This window comes from Povalibacter sp., from assembly GCF_036735925.1.
In the GTDB taxonomy this organism is placed as follows: Bacteria; Pseudomonadota; Gammaproteobacteria; order Steroidobacterales; family Steroidobacteraceae; genus Steroidobacter.
Window position 1 is genome coordinate 40,881 of the sequence record NZ_DAINNK010000021.1, and the last position, 21,035, is coordinate 61,915.

Consider the following 21,035-nt stretch of genomic DNA (forward strand, 5'->3'; position numbering starts at 1 on the left):
GCCCTTCCAGCAGTCTTGTCCGTTGGCATGGTTGTCTACCCTTGGTGATTGGTATGGGGACGCGCTACACCAGCGTCGCCCAGTCGAGCGCGACGCCGTGGACCAGCGCTGCACCATTGACGATGCGGCCGTCGGAAACAGGTGGATACGGCGGTGTGATGCTGAGGAGCGGCGGATCGATGTAGCGGAAATTCGCGGGCGTTTCCCTGGTGGTCGATCCGCGCTTCACGAACAGCTTTACCTTGAGCAGTCCGCGTAATACGTCGGGCTCCTGCCCTGCCGAGTGCGCGATGCGCGCGAACAGACCGAACTCGCCGCGTGCGTCGGTTCTGACCCGCGGTGGCGTGGCCGGCAGCCAGCTCGCGCCAACGGCCCACTGAAACCACACCTCTGCATTGGCGATGGGCACACGCACGTTCGGGTCCTGGGCGCTCTTCTCGAACAGATAACCAGAGAGCGCGGTCACGCCCTCGTCGAACGGATAGTTCGCCGAGGGCGTGAGCGTGACGCGGATGCGGCGTTTTTCCGGCGACACCGAAGGCCAGCCCGCGGGCGCCGCAGCCAGCGGTTGATTGGCGATTGGCGCGAACGGCAGCTTGCCCGGGTCCACCGATATGCTCGGTGGCCAGGCGGCGAAATTGCCCAACCACACGAAGCGGCGCGAGGCGCTGATATAGGGTTGATCAACCCGGCCGCCGAGCGTCACCTTCACGTCCTGCGATACACGCTGCTGGCTGACGGGATCGAGCAACTCGACCGCGACGGCGACTTCACGCGTGATCGGATCATCCCAGCCCGCCACGGTGGCCATCAGGCAACCCTCGGCTGGCCGATCACACCGGCGCGCTTGCGATCGATGATGACGGGCGGCGCTTCGATCCGGACCGCATCCGGGTCGATCCACACCGGCGACGCCAGGTACAAGACTGACGTGCGGTAGTTCTGATCCGGGAACAACGCCCACACGCGGCTCAGTTCATCACTGGTGCCCGGATACGCGGTGAGCCGCACGGACTCATTGTCGAGGACGCTGCCTGTGAACAGCGGACGCTCGTTGAGCGCCAACATCGCACGCCCAAGGCGCTCCAGCGATTCCCTCTCTCCTCCGTCCTGGCGGCCGCCGGCGGTGAGGATGTAGTGCAGGTCCAGCGCCAGCGACTTGTCGTAGACCTTCGTGGTGCCGTCGGCCGAAGGTACCTCGTGCAGGGTGTTGCGCAGGTCAGCGTTGGGCACCACGCGGTACAGGAACAGCACCAGGTAGGCATCGTCGGCGGCATCGTCGTGCAGCGGACCGATGAACACGTGCGCGTCGCTGGTGGTACCGATCGCTTCCTTCAGGCGCTTCTGGATTTCGACGGTCACGCGCTGGATACCGGAGTAGTTCATCTCAGGCCGCCTTGTCTTGCCGGCTCAGGGCCTGCTGGTACTCGGCGACTTCCCGCTCCGCTGCCTGCATGCCGAGCTTGTTGAACTCGGAGCGCAGCGCCTCGATCAGCTGCTCCATGCCGATCTCGGTCTTTTCCTGCCGCGCTGCCAGGAAGGCCGCCCGCAGCGTGACCTGACGGATGACGCCGCCCGAGAGGTCGAAGTGCGCGAGCATGTGCCAGTCGACCTTCTTCGCCACCGGCGCGCTTTCCGGAATGCATTGCCGCCAGATGCGCTCGCGCAAGCTGGCGTCGGGCCGCGGGAAGTCCACGATGAATCGCAAGCGGCGCAGAAACGCCTGATCGAGGTTGTGCCGATTGTTGGTGGTCAGGATGGCCAGACCGGAGAACGCTTCCATCCGCTGCAGCAGGTAGGCCACTTCGATGTTGGCGTAGCGGTCGTGCGCGTCCTTGACCTCGCTACGCTTGCCGAACAAGGCATCCGCTTCGTCGAACAGCAATACCGCACCCGAGCGCTCGGCGTCGCCGATGACACTGTCGAGGTGCTTCTCGGTCTCGCCGATGTACTTGCTGACGATGCGCGACAGATCGATGGCGAGCACGTCCACACCAAGCTCGCAGGCGATGGCCTGCGCGGCCATGGTCTTGCCCGTGCCGCTCGGGCCTGCGAACAGAGCGGCGACGCCGCGTCCGTACTGCAGCTGATTCCCGAAGCCCCATTCGTCCAGCACCACCCGGGTGTGCCGGGTGTTGGCGACGATCTCCTCCAGCAGCACCGCGCGATCCGCAGGCACGAGCACTTCCGTGAGCTTGTACGTTGGTTCGATACGCCGCGCGAGCCGCAGAATGTCCGGCGCCGCGACACTTCTGCATGCTGATGTGAGCGCGCGTACTCGTTCATCTGCAGACAGCGCTGGCGTCATCGCGGCACCGGCGAGCGCCGTGGCGGCATGCAAGCCGCAGACACTAAGTGGATAGGCCGTAGCCAGCCGCTCGCTCAGATGCTTGGCGAACGTCGGCAGTTCGAGCTTGATGCCGAGAATCGAGAGCACGATGCGGAAGTGCATCGTGCGAGAGAGTAGCGAACTCGGGCCGCGCGAATGCGCGCGCCAGCGACCTCGCGGCAACGACGACATCGCCACGCGTGCGTCCGGCGAGACCAGCAAGCACAAAGCAGGCTGCTCGGCACACGCATCGACCAGCGATGACAGCGCCGCCGCATCGATGACCTCGTCGGCGCAGTCCACGACCATGCGCCAATCCATGAGCCGTGCAGCGCGAGCCAAGCGAATCGCTGCGTCTTCGCGCGCCGGCATGTCCAGCGCAACGAAACGCGCCAGCGATACGCGCAGCAGACCGATACGTGTGTCGGCTGCCGCGAGTTCGAGCAGCGCGCGCCAGCCGTCGCAATCCGATCCTGAAAGCACAACCCAAGAGCGAGCCAATCCGGCGTCGACCAGCCGCGCGCACATCTCGTCGCGCAGCTCCCTGTCTGCGCTTCCGCAGAGGAATTCGCCGCCGGTCCAGGCATCGGCGATGGTCGCGCTCTTCACGGCGTGATCGTCGCGTAGCGCGGTATCGCCGACGAACAACCATTGCACGATCACGGGATCGATACGCAGCGACTGCTCGGCGGCGGCGTGCTGGCCGTCAATCGCGAGCAGCCGCCAATCTCGGAGCTGGGCGACAGCGTTCGCGGCCGTGTCGGAACCGTGGCCGAACAGCAAGGCGTCGATCAGTGCCGACGACGCAAAGCGGCGTGTCATGTCGTCTTGTATGTGGCCGAAGATGAGCTGGTAGCTCAGATCCACGTCAGGCGCGAGGCAGATAATCAGCGCCAGCACGGCGTCTTCGCCGAGCGCGAGCCGTTGACGCAGCAGGACCAATGCGTCACGCGCAGCACTTTCCTGACTCAGGTGCTGCAGAAGCTCCTGCTCCGCGCCGCGCAACTCCGACCCACGTTCCGGCACTGGCCTATCGAGCGCATCGATCAATGCCGTCGCGCGTGCGCGGCTCAAGGACAGACCGTTGTCCTCGGTCAGCGGATAGCGCGCGAAATAGTCGCGCAGCAGCTCATTGAGCCAGCGGATCGCCTGGGGCGGCAGTTTTCCGTCTCTGTCGCGCGCGTCCTTGCGAGATGGCATACGCAGGAAGCGCACAGCGTCGGCGTCCGACGAGCTCGGATCGTCGAGCACGAGAAAACGTGCCAGCCGCTCTGCGTCGCGAATGCCGTGATGTTCGACCAGGTACTGCATCGCGGAGAGCAGACGATCGAAACCGAGGCGGCGCTGATCAAGCTGCAGGTGTTGCACGTGGTCGACGTGGATCGAATCTGCGCCGGAGCTCTCGCGTTTGTCGACGTCGATGCGTACGACGACGATGCCCGGATGTCCCGCCAGCACCGCCGCGGACATCGCGTCGTTGCGCTCGCCGGAACACAGCAGTACCACCAACGGGCAGGTGATGGGGCGAGAAGCAGCCAGGGTGTCGGCGAGCTCCGTATCCAGCCAGGCGCGTCCGTCGTACAACGCGAAACGCTGGCTGGCGGTCAACCGCGCGTGGAGCGCAGTGAAGATCCAGTCATCGCGGGATCTCACCAGCAGAACGGGGATCCTTTCCATGCGCCCGATTAGGCGCGCGCAGACGTGCGCGCGGTATCGATCACTGGACGCAGCTCAGGGATGCAGTTCCCGCCAATCGCTGGGACCATTGCCGGACGCTCCGTCGGTATCACTCCGACTGATCCGCGGATGGATCCAAAGATCTATGTCTTCGCGAACAGGCGCGTTGGCTTCACTGCTTCAGCCACTGCCAGCTCAGGTGTAGTTGCTTGCCACTTGCGTCCTTCACGACAGTTCCGCGTCATGTGGCAAACGCTGGTCTCCGAAATACATCTTCTTCATCACCACGCCCGCAGCTTTGTGGATCGGTGATCACTACGGATCGCAGAGGGCCCCGCCGTCCGGATCAATCAGGAACCACAACTTCCTGCGCATAGGGCGCCTTCGCTCAGCGCCGCTGGATCGAAGTGTTCGATCACACGGGCTGCGTCTCGGCAATTGCAAGCATGCGGGTCTCCCATCACGCGAGCCTGTCTTGGCGCATCAAGGCCGGAGTGGTGCATCACAAGCGATGGTGCCAACCTGTACAGTCCAGCGCCTACCACATTGTTAAGTCCGATAGGAACCTGCAGGACCAGTTGCGGGGCGCATCCATCGCGCGTGAGGAGTTGTATAAGGGGACGGACTATCGGCGTTGGTCTTGGTCACATTGAGCCCGACCCGTGTCTGCAAAGAGTGCGACTGGCCCTTCCTATGGGCTGGCGGGCGACCAGCCGCACTCGGGTTTCGTCCGAGTTTCCGGCGAAGCCTGTTACCGGCGAGTGTATGGCGAGTTTCGCCGGTTTCGGCGGCAATACCTCCCTTCCATAGCCCCGAGGAGGCCAAGCGACAGCTGGACCCGGGACGCGATTTCTGAGGACCAACCTTTCCCGCCTGCACTCACAGTTGCGCGCGCTCAGGCTACGCCGGTGCCTTCCGACCCCAGCGCGCGCCAGGGCACATCGTCCGATGTGCTTGATTGTATAGTGAGCAATCACTTCACTCGGATTCGCGCCGACCGCGCCGGGACAGCGTGTAGCGCTTCACCCCGACCATTGAACCTATTCAAGAAATCTTCCCGTATTCGTTCGGGTTCCGTTGCCTCTAGGGCCGGGGTACCGCTGGGGTACCAGAGACAGACGTCTACCTTCCGTAAATCTAAACGGGAGGTTCGGAAGGCGCGAATCCCGACAGCGGAACTCACCCACAATCCGAATCGCCTGGACATCCGTCGCACTCGCGCTCAGGCGTAATACCTAAAGTTGTGCTTCCACTTCTCGGGTGACAAACCGGGATTGGCAAGTAGGATTTCCCCGACGCGATCGGAATACTTGACCGTGATCGGTTGCCCCTCCCCGAGCTGGCACGCGTTGTAGTTGAGCTTGGTGAGGCCCAGGACGTCTTGGGCGATTTGCACCAGATCACCGTCTCCGTGCTGCAGGGTGATTGCCAACGGCACAGGCACCTCGAAGCCATCGTAAGTGGCAATTCGCGGCTTGAAACCATTGGTAAAGAGGAGTCCGTGACGCTCTGAACGTTGCCAGAATACGCCCCGCTGCACCGGATGCTGGCCTCGCTTCACGACGTTCGGGTTGTCATCGTATCGATAGAGACGAAATCCGCCACGATCCTGACGCACGCGGATGGCAACGAGCTTGACTCCCGGGGGACACGCTCGCTCAAAGCCGCGGAATTCCTCGGCGTCTATTCCTGAGCGGGCATGCAGGAATATCTCCTTCAAGGGCCGACCGTCCTCTTCCCGATATGTCTCGATGGTTCCACGAAGCAACGCCTCTGCCTTGTCGGGCGGCAAGTGAAACTCACCCCGCTCTTCCGAATACCACGGGCCAAAATCACCGACGAAGACGACTCCGTCTCCGCTGTCAAGAAATAGCTGCGCGGCACAGCAGGCATTGCGACCGTCCTCGGTGAGCCGATAGGCAAGTCCCACGTAGCACACACCCTCGCGCGCCCAGGGTGTCTTCCACGGCTTAGCGCCACACTTGTAATAGACCGCAGTACCGAAGTTCCACAATCGGTCGGACAGAGGGTTTGTACCAGGCTCGCCGTTGCGCACCTTCGGCGTGATCCGAAGCGTTGATTCGCGGATGATCTGCACGGGGAGTTCATGCTCCATCATGCGGGCCTTGATCTGCCGGCGGAAATCCGGCGACAGACCCCGCGCCTCTTCGAATTCGTCCATCTGCTCAAGCGTCGCTGCAACCTTCGGATCCTCCTCATCGAACATGCGCGACTGGCCACTGTCACGGTCGCCGATCGCCTGCTTGAGGAAGTTCACCTCCACGCGTGTTCGCGCGGTATCGCTTCGCTCGGCAAATGCGACGGAGGAGTTGGGGCGGCAATTCTCATAGACCTCGTCCGGAACGACGCACACCACCAGCGAAGGCCGCGCGTCCAGCTTGGATAGCCTGTCGAGTATTTCCATGTAGAGGTTTGTCACGGCAAACGCCCGATCGAAGCGGTCTGCCTTCCTTGATGCCAGCGAGAGCGCCTGTGCATCGAGGAAATAGCTGCGCAAAGGATTGGGCCATCTGACGCCGAACGCGACATCAAAGCCGGGGAACGGCGGCCAAGCGCGGTGACGTGTCGGATCGATGCACGCGGCCGGCGCGTTCAATGCCGCACTCCACTCCATCCACAACCCGGTTCCCTCTGCCGTTCCGATCACGATGTGATCGGGCATCGCCTGCCGCGGCTCTGCTGGTCCAAAGAGCGCTAGGCCATCATGGGGATCTTCAGCCGTTTGCCCATGCCCGAATTGAAGCAGCGGCTCGCCCAGAAAGTGGAAGGTGTCTGTCATGTTTGTTGCCCCGGTTGCACGTTCTTGGCTGGTCCATCGCCCGTGCTCTCATCGTCCTCGTTCGTGCGGTAGGTCGCGATCTCCTCGCCGATGTCGGAGAGACCTGAAAGGGCCACAACATCCAGTCCAACAGGACACTCCCAGCTCAAAGGCTTCGTCAGCATGATCACGGCCTGCTGCCCTTCAGCAATCTTGATGCGTCCGGCGGAGGTTTCGAGCGCCTGGACGACGCCAAGCAGCCGCGCCAACCACTCCTTGTTCCACCAGCTCTTGCTCACGATCTTGCGCCGGCGTCCAATCTCTTTGCCTTCAAACGGTCCGCCATCGAGCGTCGTCACGCGGATGTAGATCCGGACGACCATGTTCCAACTACCGTCGAAATCCCGTTGCGCGCTAAAGCGAGGTGCGAGCTGATACAGAAAGGGTGAAGCGCGATCCCCCCAGCCCTTGGTGCGCATGCCCGTGAGCTGCACTTTTGTCACTCTGCCATCAACGTGCTGAATAGACTGGTTCCACTCGCTCGCCTCATGCTCGGGGAAGTAGAACACCCTGCGGTCTGCACAATACTTCAGCCCCTTCTCTGCACAAACCACTTCCAGGCTGCGGCGGGTCAGCTCCTTCGCAAGATCAAAAGTCTTCTTTCCGTCTTTCTGTGGAACTTCCTCCCACAATAGCTCTGGCGTGCGTTTGACCGGAGCCGACGGGACAGCGGCCGGGGGAGATGAAAACGCGACGAGACAGAACTTCGTAATCTCAGCGAATGCCCAGCGCCCTCGGAGGTCATTGATCTCCGCCTCCGTCAGCTGCCGGCTCAAATCAATGACGAGCATCTTCTTCGGGAGCTGCAGCGGGAACACGTTCGCAAAGACGGGCTCCGGTTTCGCCACCGTGACGCGCGTGGGGAGATAGTCCCGGAGGGCGATCTGACGGCCGCGCTCGATCTCCAATGCAGGTCGGATGCCAAGCGCGGCGAGACGCGCGAGAACTTCATTGAGTCCCGTGTTCCAGGACGCACTGAAGTACGCGGGCTCGAGTTTCCTGAGGCGCGTTGGCCCACCCGCAGCGCCGTAATCAACCTCGGTGTTACAAGGGAGCACAAAGCCTTCCTTCGCCGCAGCGAGAGTGCATCGCTCAAGGAACCTGCTGTCGGAAAAACTGGCGGAAGACAACATGGGCAGGTAGAGCTGAGCCCGAACCTCGAGGAGCCTTCGAACCGTCTCGTCCGCGTCCTCCCCAGCAAGTGGAGCGGTTCCCTGACACCACGTTCGGAAACCCGCGAGTGAGAGTCGGCGGGCGAGCCAGGTCGCAAGCGCGTGGTCAGTGGGATCATGATCGATGAGGAGCGTATCCCGGCTCTCGGCAACGGACTGGCCGCCGCGCTGTGGAAAGAACGGGGGCGTAAAGATGCTCGGGTGCTGAGCGATCAGATGCTGCTGGAAGCCTGCTATCTGCGCCCGAAGACGTTCAAGGTCGAACAGGTCGAGTGCCCATCCGTAGTTCTGAAGCACGAAGGTGTGAGCGAAATCCTTTTCGGATGCCGACAACGCCTCAGTACAAACGAATACGAAGGAATCGGGCGCATGCCCCTTGTCGTGCACGCGCTTGCAGTCGTGCGCGAGCTTCGTGCGCCAATCTGATCGAACCGTGTAGGCAAAGGCGATCTTTCGACTGGCACCATCGTCGCGGACAATGGCATCACGACCTTCATCGCCGGTCCCACCGAGCGGATCAATTCCCGGGTAGCCTACGCCCGCAAGCAATGCCGAGCACAGCCTTTCAAAGTCCCGATAGTCGGTGACCCGCTCAAGGCAGTAGATGATTGCGTCGGCTGACATGGAACCGGACACCTCCCCGCGGTGTGATGACTAGGCGGGCCGTTGTCCTAACGTCTTGAGCAGCATGTCGACTCCCGACCATCGGACCAACTTCGTGCTCGTCGATGCATCGCTTCCCACGGCGCCCGTCCTAGTGCTTTGTCTTGTCGAGGTCGAGATTCAGAAAGACCTCACACAAGTCGTTCGGTTCGTACACAAGACAACCCCAACCCGAAGCTGCAGACATTAGGTCCACCGTGTGAAGCGCTTGCAGCGTGGCGATGTTCACGCCGATACCGCCTTCGCCATCTTTTTCCTTCAAGGCTTTCCACTTCTCATAGGCATCACGGACGGCGTCAATCTCGTAGAACGGAATTCTCTCTATGGTGTAGTTGAGGCGGGGCAGAGTTCTCGCATCAATGCCTCCTGAAACATAAGTAGAGAAGACCTTGGCCGTCATATAGGGCTTTCGATGGGCATCGAGCCTCTCTAGAATCTCAATTAGATGCTCTCCCACCTTTCGTCCATACTCGGGGTCTGCTTCCAACTTGTCCGTCATCTCTTTCCGCTCGTCAGATGATAGGTACTGAAGACCGGAAAGAAACTTTACAAGCTTGGAAACAAACAATCGGTCTCTCACCGTGAAACCAATGTTTGCTAGCGAGACAAGTGTTCCTACGATCGGAACCGCCTTCAAAACACCATCCTCGAGTACAGCGTCGATAGCCAACTCAGACGCATCAGTTGCAATGGAAACAGCATCGTCAGATCGCAATGTCGCGATCAAAGATTCGGCTAGATCGTTGCCCTCTTCCACACCATCTCCCCTTAGTTCCGATCTAGGCACACCTCTCACACTCAACTACTTTGCCTTCGTCCTAGTCAGCAATGCTGCGATGTCTTCACCACGCAATCCATTCTCCACCAGATGGCCCTGCAACTTCTTCGGGTCAGCAAACAGCGGGCCATCGTAGGAAGTGGCGAGGAGCACCTTTCGCAACCTCTCAACAATTGCCTGTAGCACGACCTCCGTCATAATGGACGGTCCGAATGAAACGTCTTCTGATCGATCCGCGTCAGTGACGTCAGTCGCGAATACAGCAGTGAGTGCGGCCCGCTCCAGATCACCGTGGTCGACACACCACTGCATGCTCATCAGTAGTTGCTCGGCATCCTTCTTGAAGACTGGCCGATACTTTTCGTTCTTAGCCTCAATGCAAATTCCATTCGCATCGAACAGCCAGAGAACATCAGGGCCCCGTCCAGTTTCTCTTTCGGGGCGGCTTGAAGTGGCTCCAAGCATTTCGCCCAGTTGCCGGAGGCCTTCCTCAACAAGTCCCGAGTCACCAGAGTAGGAAAGCATCGCACGAATCTCTTCCAGACGAGCGAGCGCCGCGTTGACAGTCGAAAACTTCGTCAGATACTCGCTTAAGTTCACGACCTGCTTATTGATTCGCGCATACCGCTTGTCTGCCAGCTCCATAGGCCGCGGTAGCGCGCTATTCAGCTGGAACGCGCTGCGATAGAGCCCAGCCGCTTGCGCAGGATTTACTCTGTACAAGTATCCCGCAGCTCGAAGCATCAGCTCTGCCCGCTGGATCGGATGCAAGGCTTCGTCGTTGGTCGGAGCTCTGATGACATCGACGGCCCGTTGATGATTTCTCGCCTTGGCATCTATCCATGCCTCTCTCTCCGCGAGCGCGGCCCGCTCAAGGACAGTGAGCCCACCGGCTGCTCTAGTTCCTTTCTCTATCCCGGCCATCCGCTCGCGGTGCGCCTCCTTCCAAGTTGGATCCCTCTTTACGAGCGTACTGATTGCGGAGCGAATGCCGTCTTCCGATTTGCCAGTGTCCTCGCGAAGCTGCTCGGCAACATCCTGCCCAAGCTCGATCTGTTCACGCGTATGCGGTTCTAGCGCCTGCTTAACATCCTTCCGGCCAATGAATGCGGCCAAGTCATTCCCGACGAGCAATACGGCCGCATAGTCTGCACTCGATCGAACCGCGCGCCCAAGCGCTTGCTCGAATCTGTTTACCGTTCGCGAGTTGTAGCCAGGCGAATTCTTCTGGCGATCAACGTCTATCTGGTCGCACAAGCGCTCACCGCCTGGCGTGCCGTCGATCACTAGGATTCGACACGCGTCGTCCGGTAGATCAACGCCATCGTATCGCTGAGCGAACACAACGTACTTGCCGCGCTTGCTTGCTCTTAAGTCCGCAATCTCAGCGTCGACGTCCTTCCCCTGCTTAAGTTTCGCGCCGGCCTCAACCCATACTGAGGCCTGCTTGGCTGAGCTGGTCAGCACGACAACATTCGCGCTCACGGACGCTTCTGCGCAAATCTTCGCCACTGTCAACTTTTCGAGTCCGCTGTCGATGAGTGATATAGGCAAAATCATCCTTTCGCCTGCACCTCGATCACTCGGTGGCTCGATAATACGACCCAGCGCCTTTGGATCAAGACATAGATCTCTAAGTAGCGATGATCCATCCTTGATACTGGCCGACATGAACAGTCGATGCTTGGCGGACGCGTATGACCCGTTCTCTTCTACGGCGGCGACGCCAAGTGAGACCTCCGCCGCGGCCCCGGAAATGCACAGTCGCGCATAGTCCAAATATCGCGATACATTATTCCACTCGAAGCTCAATGCTTCGTCATCTTTGAACTTCGAAAGAAGTTCCGCGACGGCCGGGACCTGTGGGCTCCATAGCCAGTAAGGAACTTCGTATCTTGCATTGATCTCGTTATTCGCGATGCCACGCCACACCGCCGCATCTGTCTCCTCGCATGCTCTCTGGAAGATTTGCCGGATCTCTGGATAAACCGCTGGTGGCACGTTCAGCGTGTATTTCTGACGAACACGGTCCAATCCGGCGTGTACGTCGTCCATCACTATTACAGATGGCTGGACGTTCTTCTTCGCCAGAACGCTTCGAGCGTTAAATAGCCGGTCGTATGTCACGATCAGAACGGACTTCCCCTCCAGTGCCCTGAGGGGCAACCCGTCCGAACCACAAATTTCCGCCGCGACGCCAATCATGGCTGCGCTGTCTGCTACCTGATCGGCCAACTGATTGGTTGGACAGAGATAAAGCGCAGGTTCACTAGCATACTTACGGCGCATGAACTCCGCGTAGATCAGACCAACCAGGGTCTTACCTGACCCTGTGCTGACCTTCAGCAGAATGTCCCGTTCGGCAATCTGCTTCTGTAAAATCTCGAGAGCTTCAATCTGAACTGGCCGGAGGCTATTGTGGGTAGCCTTTCGATCAAGTTGATCAAACAACTCCAGGAGGGTCTGGGGATTCGAATCTTTCTTGCGTTTGCCTAGTTTCGAGTAGTCCATGGGCATTTCCTTGCACTTACCGTCGCCGCATCTCTGAGCGGCCAAACCTATCGGATATTGAAGCAACGGACAGGGAAATACGTCGAAGAAAATGGCACGCTGTCCAAGATATTCGGGACCTTCGACACACCGTTTCACGCTTGGAGCCAGCGAGCATGTGGTTCGCTAAACGATTCAGTTCAGCGGTATGCCGTTTTCCGGCCCGGCACCGGTGTCCTTTTCAGGGCCGTCCAGCTGCGCTTGCATTCAGCAAGGATGTTGCCGATCCTCTTTGGGACTAGCCCGGATTTCTCAAAGGTGGTGAGTGCATCGGGCCTCTGAGTGAGGGAAACTTGTTTTGCGAGAACGAGTTGACCCCACCCAGAGGAAGCGCCCGATGCCGACACAGTGTATCGCCGAACAGTACGAGTTTTCATGCATTGAGCGACGCCAGGTGGTGGCTGGCTTTGACGGCGGACGAATGACTTCGGATGCCGGTGCGCTGCTGCTCAAGCGCACCGACGATGCGATCGGATTGATTGATCGACTGAGCGGCTGTTTCATCGATGGACGGCGGCCCGAACTCATTGAACATTCGGTGCGCACGCTGGTGGGCCAACGCCTGTTTGCGCTGGCGCTGGGCTATGAGGATCTGAACGATCACGATGAACTGCGCAAGGATCCGTTGTTTGGCGTACTGCTGGGCAAGCTCGAAGCGAGGCGCAAGGACTGTGAGGCGCTCGCCGGCAAGAGCACGCTGAACCGCCTGGAGCGCTACCCCCAGGCGGGCTTTTCGCCGTATCACAAGATCCTGCCGGACAGCGCGGCGATCGAGCGGGTGTTCGTGGAGTTGTTTCTGGATGCCTATGCGCAGGCAACCGATGAGATCGTGCTGGACCTGGATGCCACCGATGCGCCGCTGCATGGCGAGCAGGAAGATCGGTTCTTCCACGGCTACTACGATCACTACTGCTATCTGCCGCTGTACATTTTCTGCGGCAAGCAGCTGCTGTGCGCGAAGTTGCGTCCGGCGAACATCGATGGCTCGGCCGGGGCGATCGAAGAGCTGGAACGCATCATCGGGCAGATTCGTCAGCGCTGGGCGCGTACGCGGATCATCCTGCGCGCCGACTCGGGCTTTGCCTGCGAAGCATTGATGAGCTGGTGCGAGGCACGTGCCGTTCACTATGTTTTTGGGCTCGCGCGCAACGCTCGCTTGCAACGCGCCATCGGTGCCGAACTGCACGAAGCGATGCAACGGTGCGCCGCTTCGGGCCAGTCCGAGCGGCGATTCAAGGAACTGACCTACCGCACGCACAAGAGTTGGAGCCGAGAACGGCGCGTAGTGGCCAAAGCCGAGGCGACGCCCAAAGGCGAGAATCCGCGCTTCATCGTGACCTCCTTATCGATCGATGACTACGCCCGCCGCGAACTGTACGAGCAGTTCTACTGTGCGCGCGGGGAGGCGGAGAATCGCATCAAGGAATGCCAACTCGATCTGTTTGCCGATCGACTCTCCAGCGAGTTCTTTGCCGCCAATCAGCTGCGGCTGTGGTTCGCTTCTTTCGCCTACGTGCTCATCGAGTCACTGCGGCGCCGGGCGCTGAGCGCCACGCGCTTTGCGCAGGCCAGCGCTGCCACGATTCGCTTGAAGCTCTTGAAGATCGGTGCGCTCGTCAACCTCAGCGTACGGCGCGTGAAGATCGCGATGAACTCGGCGCATCCGTATCAGACGGAGTTCGCCACCGCCTGGTACGCCTTGCACGTCGCGGCGCGTTAAGCCGCACACCACGAACCAGCCTACTCAAGCCGCAAGTTTGCTCGACACACCGCCGCGTGCGGTGCAGGACAGGTGTGCCTGCAAAACGGCTCTGCGGGCCACCCCAGTCGCACTGCTTCTCATGCAGACAGCAGGGCTCAATCGATACTGTTCTTATATCCAGTATCGCAGCGTGTATGAGAAATGCAGGCTAGCGCACCGGTGCCTGCATTCTCGATCGTTGAAGGACGTGATCTCGCAACTGCAAAACCATCAGCTCGGTTTCGGTTTTTGGCGACCGCATTCCCTCCATAAAGCGCACGGCAGCATGCGCAAGTGACGTCTCGCCCTGCTGATTGAGCAAGTCCGCAATCCCTAGCCAACCATTCGCTACGCTGTGTCGCGTCGCTTGCAGTCGTGCCTTGCCTAGTTCGTTGAGGGGCATTCCTTTGGCCAGTGCGCCTCGGATGCCGATCGCTTTGTCACGCTCGTGCGTTGACGTACGCCTCGGATCCGCCATTGCGCGATAGATCGGGTCCAGTTTTGCTTTTATGATTTGTCCTCGCACTGCGCGCTCCGTCGCATTTGCTGCCACGCCGTGCGCACGCAGATGGCGCGCGAACTCCGCACGCCATCGCCTCAATGTCGCCTTGCGAATGTTCAATCGTTGGCCTTGCTCGCTCACCGCCTTGATCACCGCATGCACATGCGGATGCGGTTCATCCGTGTGCAGCACGAACGCGTAGCGATGCTTGAGCCCGAACTCTTCCCTTAGGAAATTCCTCGCGGCCGACTCGACCGCCTTCGGCGATGTCCCCGCCGGCATCGAGAAGATGAGTTTGTGCACGAGCTTGGGTGGCCTGCGACCGTTCGCCGCGGTCAGCTCAGCATTGCTTCGATGCATCTCCAGGTCGAGATTCCAGTCCTCGGCCAACTGTCGCCCGATCCCTTTGCCTCCGATCCGTTCCCCGTCATCCGTCTCGAGCTCAAGCTCTCCGTCGCGACCGATATATCCCAGGTGTCGGCGCACCGACGAGAGATCACTGGAGTTGCGGGTGAGCACCTTGAGCATCACTTCAGGCGTTTGTCCCACCGTGCGGGCAATGTGAGCCACCTGCTCGGGTGTCAGCCGGTCGCGCCGACCTGGACCCGGCCGTCCATAGCTCGCGATGTTGAGCAGCGGCCGACCCGCGAACGGCTCAATCCTCAGTGCGCCCATGGCCTACCTCCCAGGACTCGACGTTGCGTTGGACCAGCTCCTTTACCCAGTGTTGCAGCGCTAGACACAGGTTGAGGAACTGACCGACGCTCTCCTGTGTCAGGCCGACACGCCCTCCCTGATCTGCAACGCGGGCGAGTTGATTCAGGTTACGACCGATGGCAGTAAGTTCCGCAATCAGGCGCTTCAGCGCCTTTAGTTCGTCTTTGGGTAAGGGCGCTAGGTGACGCAGATGTGTCCGTACCAGCACCGACACATAGGTGGCGGAAGCCACCCCCCGAGCGGACGCCCGCTCGCGCAACAGGAGTCGGTCATCGGGTCGCAGACGGACGTAGACCCGCGGGCCGGGACGTCCGCCGTCATCGGCCAGCACACGCGTGAGCGGCACCGGATGACGCGATGCGAACTGTCCGCCGCGCGCTGGTCCCTCTGCCGATCCACTCGACGCGGCTGCAACGAGCCGCCGAAGCCAGGCTGATTCCGTAACGAGTTGCTGCTCAGCGAGCGCCTGAACGCGCTGCTTCGTCTCCAATGAGACGCGAGCTTTCAATAGGTGCGTAGTCGCCATGAGTCACACTGTGACCCGTGAGCCGCCGCGAGGCTATCCTGCATTTCTCTCAGATCGCACCCGAAACTCCTCAGGAGCCGCCGCCGTCGACGCTCCGCCCCACCTCCGCTCTTCCTCAGTCGGCGGAAAGTACTGCAATCGGTCCGTGATGCTCCGCACGCCCTGCATTCTCAGAATCCTTCGGGGGAAGGACAGCTGGCCCGAGCATGATCCCCCGTCGCGCCGGCACAAGCCCCGCACCAGGTCCACCGGCAGGATCGCGGCGTAGTCCACGTGAAAATCCTGGTCGAACACCACACCCACAAGAAAATCGAAAAAGGGAGGATCCGTCAGTTGTACGCACATCCGTGGCGTGCGCCCGTCCCGGGTACGCCACCGTGCTTTGATCTGATAGCGCAACCCCGCTGCGTCCACTGCGTCGTACGACTTATGGGAGGGGGGCATCAGAGACCATCCAAGATTCTGCGACACCCAGTACTCGGCGACATCGCCGACGGGGTGATTGAAAGAGCGAACCACCCCGAAACGTCGCAGCCCATGCAGAACGCAGGCATATGTATCCAGAAGATCCAGAGGCCCCTGTGCACGGATATCATCGGAACGCATTGGACACCTCCCTACAGGATCATCCGCGATGGGCAGGCACCGTCCGTGGCGCCCGCTCATTCGCACGGCTCAGAGAGCCAACGTCTCCAGCGCCAGATCCCACAGCGCAGTGTTGAGCCGGACCTCCTGCCGGATCGCCGTGATGCCGCGCGTGCGCACCAGCCGCCCACCGACCGAGCGCCGGCTCATGCCGCCGCGCAGCAGGTTTTCCTGCACCCGGTTCAACGTCCGCCACAGATCCTCGCCGGCATCTTCCGTCCGCCGACAGGTGAGAAGCTGCGACGGCTGCATGCCACTCAGTTCCGGCTGCGGATACCGCAGGGCCAGCGCGCGTTCAGCGAACCGGACCTGCGCCTGCGGCTCCAGCTTGCGCGATTCCATCCGCTCGACCTGGCACGCCAGTAACGGAAACTGCCTGGCCAGCTCCAGCGCCGCGCGGATCACCTCGTCCATGACGTTGCTTCGGTGCGAGACGCAGTAGCCCGGAAAGACTCCATTCGAGACGATCATGCCGTTGGTGCAGATGACCCGGAACAGTCCCATGCGCATCTGATAGCCGCTGGTGCCATTGTGGCTGTTGAGGAACACGATCTCCGGCACCGAGTCCTTCAGCTGCACAGTCTCGAACTGCCGGCGCAGTCTCACCAGATGCCGTGCATGCAACGGGCTCGAACGCCGCGTGCGCGCCTGACGCGCCTCCACCGGATTGAAGCCGGCATCGATCAGCCCCTGCAGCACGCGCTGCGTCGGAATGAATCCATAGCGCGCACTCATGCGCTCGTGCGCATGTTCGGCAAACACCGCCGGTGCACGCTCGCGTACCTCCTCGAGCGACAGTCCCTTCGCAAGGGCATTGGTGAACGTCGGCTGGGAAAGAACAGGCAAGGTATTCATGACGGGATCCTCGGTTTGGATCTGGGCGGGATTGCCCGCCTCCGTCACCCCACGCCGCAGCGCAGCCGTCAGGGATCGCAGACCGCCACCGGCGGCGAGTGCGTCCGCGCGCTCGTCCTTGACGGCGAGAACGGCGTGGTACGCTGACACTCACAGGCAACCCGCCCTCTTCTTCCTGCTCCGCGCGTCCCCGCTTCCCTGTCGCGCTCCCGCCCGCACGGAAAAAAGGTCCCGGGCAGTGGCCCACCCGGGACCGACAGATCACAACCAGCCTTCACGCTCCAGACTGCGCACCTGCGCCTTGCGTTGCTTCAGGTTCTGCTGCCGCAACTCCGGCGACGGCTGCTTGTAGCAGCCGCGGATGCTGATGCAGTACTCGACGGTCGTGACCGGCAGGTTCATCTGTCGTGCGAGCTGCGGTACCGAACGCGGTCCTTCGTACCAGGCCATGATGATTTTCGCCTGCGCATCAGTGACCGTGCGCGGCCTTCCGAGGGTGCTGCTCATGAGAGACTCCAGTCGTTGTCTCGGGCGGGATTGCCCGCGCAGACAGGCGCACGGCGCAGCGCAGCCGTCAGGGATCGCAGACCGCCACCGGCGGCGAGTGCGTCTGCGCACTCGTCCTTGACGGCGAGAACGGCGTGCTACGCTGCCCCCATCGACAATCCCGCCCTGCTTCCGCTGGCGCCGCTACGCACCGGTGGCACCCCGGCGCGCAGCGGCCGACAACTCACAAGAGTCCACGCTCGGCCATCGACGTCGCCGTCGAACCGCCGATCACGAGATGGTCCAGCACCCGGATGTCCACCAGCGCCAGCGCCTGCTTCAGACGCTGGGTGATCACTTCATCCGCCTGGCTCGGCTCGGCCGCACCGCTCGGATGGTTGTGGGCGAGGATCACCATCGCGGCGTTGTGGATCAGCGCCCGCTTCACCACTTCGCGCGGATGCACGCTCGCCCCATCGATCGTGCCGCGAAACAGATCCTCGCAGTCGATCACGCGAGCGCGGTTGTCGAGATACACGCACGCAAACACCTCGTGCTCCAGTCCCGCAAAACGCAACATGAAGTACTGGCGCGTCAGCTGCGGCGAATTGAGCGTCGTGGAACGCACCAGCCGCTCGGCCACGATCTTCAGCGCCGCCGCGATCACGACCTCGTCATCAGCGGCGCGCTGCTCACCCTCTACGACCTGCAACAACCCGGAACTGAACCTGGCCGGCGCCTCACGCACGGCACCGACATGCGAACGCACATTGAAACGGTGAACGGAACGACGGATCGAGCACATGGGACTCTCCTTGTTCCAGGCGGGATTGCCTGGCGGATGTCCCGGTCCCACACCGCAGCGCAGCCGTCAGGGCCGCGCGCAGCGCGCTCGCGAGCACGGCGTAGCCGCGCGCAGGCCTTGACGGCGAGAACGGTGTGGCACGCTATCCAGTCCCCCAGGCAGTCCCTCCTTCCTCGCAGGTTCGATCCCGCTATCCCCGCCCCCTCCCATATCCATCGGCCCCGGCAATACAACGGCGCGGCGGCTCCTCGCGAAGCCGACGCGCCGCACACGGTCCTAGTCGATGGCCGCGAAGATCGTCGATACCTCCGCATGATTCATCGCAAAGTCGCGCAGCCAGTGAAAGTGCTGCGCGAACGTCTCGTCCGGAAACTCGAACGACAGATGACTGAACGTGAACAGGCACACCGTGATGCCCGCAGCATCCTCGCTCATGTGTCCGCCGAAGCCATTGCTGTCGACCCTGAGCTCGTACATTCCCCGCGGCGGGCTCATGTAGAACCCGCCGTTGCTGAGTTGATAGAACTGCCACCAGCCACCCTGGTAGCTGTGCGCGAACCGGCGCATGAAGTCATAGATGCGATCCTCGACGATCTGCATCTTCTGACCGAAGTGTGCCGGCAGGGTGGCCAGCCGCGCGCTTTGCGGCACTGGATACGCTTCGATGGTCTGCGAAAGGTTCATGACCGTGCTCCGGTGTCTTGGGCGGGATTGCCCACGAGTCCCGGCTCACGGCGCGCGCAGCCGTCAAGGATCGCAGACCGCCACCGGCGGCGAGTGCGCCGCGCACTCGTCCTTGACGGTGAGCACGGCGTGATAGGCTGCCCATGTACAGGACGATCCCGCCCTCCGGGGCTTCCTGCCTTCCTCTGTCTGCAGCCTCCGCATCTGCTGGCCGGACGCCGCCTCCTTGCCACGTCCGGCCACCACTCACTGCCTCAGACCTGACTGTCCGCCGGTTCCCTGCTACTCACGACATAGCCTCGACTCATCCAGCTCTCCGGCCGGATGCGCGATAGCCAGTCCGACACCGACGGCACGATCCCGCCACAGTCCTCCTTGATGTGACGCTCGGCGATGTAGCGCACCGGCACCGACACCCCCTCTGCATTGATGATCGAGTGCCCAAACACGCGTTCGGCCTCGTAGATTCCCTGCGAGTGATGCCGCAACGCGCGATGCCGGAAATCGCAGAAGGTTTCCTTGGTGGCATCGAGCCAGTCGTGAATCGCGAGGTAATCCTCGTTGCGACCGCCCCAGCGGCGCACCGAGGACTGCGCATGAAATATCGTATGTGTCATAGCCCTTCGTGCTCCGTGGTATCGAAATCCATGATGCGATCACTGTGCATGTGCTGCAGCGAGTGCGTGGTCACCGTCCAGTGAAACTCACCGCAACCCCCGTCATTGTTTTCCCAGCCAGGATGGCGCACCTGCGTCAGGTCATAGAACAGATCCATCAGCGCCTGTTCATCGACGCCCGCGACATGTTCCAGGTCGATCGGCTGTTGCTCGGCATCGAACGCCGTGAGCCGCTCGATCTGGCCGCTATCGCCGCAACCATCGTAGATGACATCGACACTGACGACGCCCGCCGCCAGCAACCGGCTAGCAATCACCGGCAACGAGTTGCGTACGCGCTCGAGGAGCTCGCGCTCGTAGCGTTGCAACTGCGCACTCGACGTGGCGGCATCCATCGAGGGGGAGGATGTGAGATGGGACATGGCAGTCTCCGAGAGCTGTCGGGCGGGATTGCCCACCCCACCCACTTCACGGCGCGCGCAGCCGTCAAGGATCGCAGACCGCCACCGGCGGCGAGTGCGCCGCGCACTCGTCCTTGACGGCGAGCACGGCGTGATAGGCTGACATTCACAGGCAACCCGCCCGTTTCTGTTCCGGGACGCTCTCCTCTTGAATGCCACGGAAACGGTTGCCCTCGCCTGCACTAGCGGCAACACCAGGCATGCAGATCAGGACGCCACGCGGCGCTCTCGCACCGCCGCTACGTCACCTGCGCTGGTCTATTTCGAGTAGTGCGGCTTGACGCTGCGGCAGCGCTGCTCGAGCTGATGTGCGATCTGCTGGCGCAGCTGCGCCGGCAATGATTCACCTCTCGGCTTCAGCAGGAACTGCGGCTTCTTACCGTTGTAGATCAGAAACGGCTCATGCTCCGGCCGATCGATCCACCATCCCGGAATCGCGAGCACCGGCCGCGCCGCGACCGGCGCGCCGACCGCCTTGCTCAGCCATTCCTGCAGCCAGCGCGCCTGGCGCCGCGCCTGCGCGGCCGGCTGCCGCTCCGTCCAGGTGGGAAAGCGCAACACCGCGCCATCGAAATTCACGCGCGCATCCGCCTTGCCGCGTCCGCGGATCGGCTTGGCCCGGCCCTTGGTCTCGATGGCATAGACACCGGCAGCGCAGATCACCACATGGTCGACATTGAAGCCTTCTGCCGGCACGTCATGAAACACCCGTGCTCCCTCACTCATGAGCTGGTCCAGCTCCTGCCCTACGGCGATCTCGGCATCGAGCCCGATAAGCAGCCGATCCAGCCGCTTCGAGGCGACCAGCACTCGCCAGACACTCCAGCTCACCACCGCAACGCCCGCGAGTACGCTGCACAGCGTTCGGAACGTGCTTTCCGCAACGCCAAACAGATAGGACTGGGTCACGTGCAGCGCGTAAATCACCACCGGTGCAATCGCCAGCGACAGCAACTGCGTGTCGATCGTGTCACGTAGCTGGTCGATC

General features: G+C 61.6%; 17 protein-coding genes. 1 reads left to right on the top strand and 16 read right to left on the bottom strand.

Going from position 1 to position 21,035, the window contains the following annotated elements; all coding sequences use genetic code 11:
- Positions 1-64: 64 nt before the first annotated feature.
- The 7 genes from V7D81_RS08855 to V7D81_RS08885 form a co-directional block, all read right to left on the bottom strand.
- Positions 65-811, bottom strand: coding sequence for a hypothetical protein (locus V7D81_RS08855; RefSeq protein ID WP_324315828.1), 747 nt, complete (start codon positions 809-811; stop codon positions 65-67).
- A complete protein-coding gene (locus tag V7D81_RS08860; protein ID WP_324315829.1) occupies positions 811-1,386 on the bottom strand; it encodes a DUF4255 domain-containing protein in 576 nt (191 codons plus the stop codon). Before V7D81_RS08860 ends, V7D81_RS08855 begins: the two co-directional genes overlap by 1 nt.
- A gap of 1 nt (position 1,387) precedes the next feature.
- Positions 1,388-3,982: an ATP-binding protein gene (locus V7D81_RS08865; protein WP_324315830.1), complete on the bottom strand. Its 2,595-nt coding sequence runs from the start codon at positions 3,980-3,982 to the stop codon at positions 1,388-1,390.
- Positions 3,983-5,228: 1,246 nt separating this feature from the next.
- On the bottom strand, positions 5,229-6,806 hold the full coding sequence (locus V7D81_RS08870) for a hypothetical protein (RefSeq protein ID WP_324315831.1): 1,578 nt from the start codon (positions 6,804-6,806) through the stop codon (positions 5,229-5,231).
- The gene (locus tag V7D81_RS08875; protein WP_324315833.1) at positions 6,803-8,641 is read right to left on the bottom strand and encodes a hypothetical protein; all 1,839 of its coding nucleotides are present in this window, start codon (positions 8,639-8,641) and stop codon (positions 6,803-6,805) included. Before V7D81_RS08875 ends, V7D81_RS08870 begins: the two co-directional genes overlap by 4 nt.
- 130 nt (positions 8,642-8,771) lie before the next feature.
- A complete protein-coding gene (locus tag V7D81_RS08880; protein WP_324315835.1) occupies positions 8,772-9,437 on the bottom strand; it encodes a hypothetical protein in 666 nt (221 codons plus the stop codon).
- 45 nt (positions 9,438-9,482) lie between these two features.
- Positions 9,483-11,969: a DEAD/DEAH box helicase family protein gene (locus tag V7D81_RS08885; protein WP_324315836.1), complete on the bottom strand. Its 2,487-nt coding sequence runs from the start codon at positions 11,967-11,969 to the stop codon at positions 9,483-9,485.
- A gap of 376 nt (positions 11,970-12,345) precedes the next feature.
- Here V7D81_RS08885 and V7D81_RS08890 point away from each other — a divergent pair, with 376 nt between their 5' ends.
- On the top strand, positions 12,346-13,728 hold the full coding sequence (locus tag V7D81_RS08890; RefSeq protein ID WP_324315838.1) for an IS1380 family transposase: 1,383 nt from the start codon (positions 12,346-12,348) through the stop codon (positions 13,726-13,728).
- A gap of 190 nt (positions 13,729-13,918) precedes the next feature.
- Here V7D81_RS08890 and V7D81_RS08895 read toward each other — a convergent pair whose 3' ends face one another.
- The 9 genes from V7D81_RS08895 to V7D81_RS08935 all read right to left on the bottom strand — a co-directional run.
- On the bottom strand, positions 13,919-14,926 hold the full coding sequence (locus tag V7D81_RS08895; RefSeq protein ID WP_324315840.1) for a relaxase/mobilization nuclease domain-containing protein: 1,008 nt from the start codon (positions 14,924-14,926) through the stop codon (positions 13,919-13,921).
- The gene (locus V7D81_RS08900) at positions 14,907-15,494 is read right to left on the bottom strand and encodes a hypothetical protein (RefSeq protein ID WP_324315842.1); all 588 of its coding nucleotides are present in this window, start codon (positions 15,492-15,494) and stop codon (positions 14,907-14,909) included. The genes V7D81_RS08895 and V7D81_RS08900 overlap by 20 nt, the downstream gene beginning before the upstream one ends.
- Positions 15,495-16,169: 675 nt before the next feature.
- A complete protein-coding gene (locus tag V7D81_RS08905; protein WP_324315844.1) occupies positions 16,170-16,994 on the bottom strand; it encodes a DUF932 domain-containing protein in 825 nt (274 codons plus the stop codon).
- A 261-nt stretch (positions 16,995-17,255) separates the two neighbouring features.
- The gene (locus V7D81_RS08910) at positions 17,256-17,501 is read right to left on the bottom strand and encodes a hypothetical protein (RefSeq protein WP_324315845.1); all 246 of its coding nucleotides are present in this window, start codon (positions 17,499-17,501) and stop codon (positions 17,256-17,258) included.
- Between the two features lie 223 nt (positions 17,502-17,724).
- Complete coding sequence (gene radC / locus V7D81_RS08915) at positions 17,725-18,228, bottom strand: RadC family protein (RefSeq protein ID WP_442958339.1); 504 nt, start codon at positions 18,226-18,228, stop codon at positions 17,725-17,727.
- 333 nt (positions 18,229-18,561) lie between these two features.
- Complete coding sequence (locus V7D81_RS08920; RefSeq protein ID WP_324315848.1) at positions 18,562-18,969, bottom strand: antirestriction protein; 408 nt, start codon at positions 18,967-18,969, stop codon at positions 18,562-18,564.
- A 254-nt stretch (positions 18,970-19,223) separates the two neighbouring features.
- On the bottom strand, positions 19,224-19,586 hold the full coding sequence (locus V7D81_RS08925) for a DUF6915 family protein (protein ID WP_324315850.1): 363 nt from the start codon (positions 19,584-19,586) through the stop codon (positions 19,224-19,226).
- Positions 19,583-20,008, bottom strand: coding sequence for a DUF6878 family protein (locus V7D81_RS08930; RefSeq protein WP_324315852.1), 426 nt, complete (start codon positions 20,006-20,008; stop codon positions 19,583-19,585). The genes V7D81_RS08925 and V7D81_RS08930 overlap by 4 nt, the downstream gene beginning before the upstream one ends.
- Positions 20,009-20,305: 297 nt before the next feature.
- Positions 20,306-21,035 (bottom strand): nuclease-related domain-containing protein (locus tag V7D81_RS08935; protein ID WP_324315853.1); only part of this gene is annotated, 730 nt, incomplete at its 5' end.